Below are 2,828 nucleotides of genomic sequence, written 5' to 3'. Positions count from 1 at the left end.
TGGTGCCGGTGGTGCCGAGGGGCACGGCGGTGGCGCCCTCGGAACCGAGACCCGTGGTGGACATCACCTTGTTGTCCCATGCCCAGGTGATGTCCAAGGTGCTGCGAGGCGGGACGGACGTCTCGGCGGAGACCCGCGCGAAGGTCATGGAAGCCGTGCGGGCCGTCGGCTACACCCGCCGGGCCGGGGCCAAGGACGAGAGCGTACGGGACGAGAGCGGCCTCTCCCAGGTACTCGACCTCGTGGTCACCCACTTCGAGGGATCGTGGGCGAACCTGCTGATAGCCGGCGTCGGGCGGGAAGCGGCGGCGGCGGGATTCGATGTCGTCCTGACGCTCGCCGAGCCGAACAGTGACTGGGTGTCGCGGCTGCTGAGAAGGCGCACCATCGGCGTGATCGGGGCGTTGGTCGATCCCGCGTCGCGGCAGTTCGGCGCACTCTTCGCCGCGGGTGTCCCTCTGGTACTCATCGACCCCGTGAGCACACCCCCCTCGGGGGTGGCGAGCATCGGAGTGGCGAACTGGGAGGGCGGCCGCATGGCCGCCGAGCATCTCCTGTCCCTCGGCCATGCCCGGATGGGGGTGGTCGCAGGTCATTCCCGTCACCTCTTCAGCAGGGCGCGCGTCGACGGTTTCCGTGCGGCAGCCGACACCACGATCGTCGGCAGCACCACGGTGTCAGTGGCCCACGGCGGATGGAACCGTGCCAAGGCGGCGTCCGCCACCCACACCCTGCTCGACGGCGACCCGGGGATCACGGGTATCTTCGCCTGCGCGGACTCCATGGCCCTCGGCGTCTACGACGCGCTGGCGGCGCGGCGCCTGCGGATACCCCAAGACATCAGCGTCGTCGGGTTCGACGACCTGCCCGAGGCGCAGTGCGTCACCCCCGGCCTGACGACCGTCAGACAGCCCAGCACCGAGCTGGGCGCCACAGCCGTCAAACGTCTGATCGAGCTCTCCCGGGGCGAGAACGCCGGCGTCCGGTCACCCGCCCGCATGGAACTGGCCACGGACCTGGTCCTCCGTGCCTCCACCGGACCCGCGTAGGGCGTGTGCCGAAGTGGCGCCGTCCGCCCGGAGGGCGGGTCCGGCGGCGTCCGGTGCGTGTGATCGTAAGGCGGAGGGGCACCCCGATACTGGATGTATCGGGGTGATCCCGACGCGGCATTTCCGGCACCGGTGCTGGTGAACGGAGTTGGCCTCGCGGACTCCTTCTCGTACTGGACCTTCAGTGACGTGTTCGAGGAGGTGGGTATCCCCACCGCGCCGTTCCACGGCGGTTTCGGTCTGCTGACGCATCGGCAGGTCAAGAAGGCCACCTACCACGTGTACGCGTTCATGGCCGAAATGGGCGAGCAGGTCCTCGCCCGGGGTGAGGACCATCTGGTGACGCGCCACGGCGACGGACGTGTCACGGTGCCGGCATGGGCACCGGCCGGCCCGACGGGCGCAGATCCCGTGGACGGCCACACCATTCGCCCGTCCCTGCCCGTCGGCGTTCCGGACGCGCGGGGAACCCCGCGTTCGTCCGACGCCGCTCCGTGAGTGAGGACGCGGGCAACTCCCTTGCGACCTGGGGCGAGATGGGGCGGACGCTCGCTCGCACCTTCAGTGGAACGGGAAGACCCACCACCCCTTCTGGACACACAGCGGCACCATCCCGCCAACTACCCCAAAAACGGGACACACGCCGGCCGGTGGGCGAGCCTTGGAGTCCCCTCGCGCGAGTCCTGGGCTGCTCGGCCAGAACCGTACGACGCCACGCTGGACAGGCACTGAACACCCTCGCCCTCCACAGCTGTGACGGCCGCTACGCCGACGAACCGCCTCTCTCGTCGGCGACCTGACCGGCGGCTCCGTCCTCACGTTCGGCGACACCGGCCGCCGCACCCGCGCGGGGAAGTCGACAGCCGCATCACAGGGAAGGGACGCGCAGTGACGACATCCTCTCCGAGCGAGGAACCCTGGACGGTTTACGGGCAACGCCAACTGGACCGTGGCTACATGCCCCCGGTCCCCGACCGGATCGACTGGGGGTTCTGGCCCGGTGTCGGCCCAGGTGCCGACGTCCTGGGCGACCTGCGCGGCAAACACGTGCTCGACATCGGCTCCGGGCCCGGTCACCATGCCGTACACCTGGCCCGCGCACACGGAGCACTCGTGGACGGAGTCGATCTGTCACCCACTCAGCACCTGCGTGCCGTGACCGCGCACGGCGCCGAACCTGGTGTGCGCTTCGTCCACGCCGACGTCGCCGACCATCTGGCACATGCCGAGCCCTACGACGCCGCTTATGCGGTCCGCACCTTCGGCTGCATCGACCCGCATCAACTGCTGCCGGCCCTGCGGAAGGGCCTCCTGCCGACCGCTCCGCTCGTCTTCTCCGCCCTGCACACGGATGCCGACGGCCGGGGACCGGCCTGCGAGGACGTGCCACGTGACCAGTTCATACGGCTCCGGGACGAAGAGCCCATTGCCACACGTATGTGGGTGCTCACGCCGCAGGTGTGGCAGAACCTGCTGGCCGACCACGGATTCGCGGTGGAATCGTCGGACTTGTTGCGAGCTCCGGATTCAGGGAGTTCTGTGATTGTTCAGCTGGTCCGGGCGCGCCGGACAGCGGACCGGCCTGTCGAAGACCAGAACGAGCGTGAGCGCGCGTAGGTGTCCCGCTTCGGTGGCGGCAACCAGGGCTCGCAGGCCGCAGCCGAGGGGTCTCAGGTCGTGAACGGCTTACTGTTCGGCAGGTCCCTGGGGAAAGGCCGGCCTCGGCCCCCGAGGTCTGCTCGCCGGTACCGCCCCCGCGGCGGGGCCGCGGTCGGCGAG

At 69.9% G+C, this 2,828-nt stretch carries 3 protein-coding genes; all 3 read left to right on the top strand.

The genetic code is table 11. The features are described 5' to 3' along the window. Positions 1 to 2 precede the first annotated feature (2 nt). The gene (locus ACWD3D_RS35630; RefSeq protein WP_451464818.1) at positions 3 to 1,049 is read left to right on the top strand and encodes a LacI family DNA-binding transcriptional regulator; all 1,047 of its coding nucleotides are present in this window, start codon (positions 3 to 5) and stop codon (positions 1,047 to 1,049) included. A 138-nt stretch (positions 1,050 to 1,187) separates the two neighbouring features. Next, positions 1,188 to 1,547, top strand: coding sequence for a GH39 family glycosyl hydrolase (locus ACWD3D_RS35625; RefSeq protein ID WP_451464817.1), 360 nt, complete (start codon positions 1,188 to 1,190; stop codon positions 1,545 to 1,547). A gap of 390 nt (positions 1,548 to 1,937) precedes the next feature. Next, entirely contained in the window at positions 1,938 to 2,666 is a 729-nt protein-coding gene (locus tag ACWD3D_RS35620) for an SAM-dependent methyltransferase (protein WP_451464816.1), read from the top strand. Positions 2,667 to 2,828 lie beyond the last annotated feature (162 nt).

Source organism: Streptomyces sp. NPDC002690 (assembly GCF_053592415.1).
The sequence above is the reverse complement of the archived record's forward strand: the minus strand, read 5'-3'. Positions and strand labels throughout refer to the sequence as shown.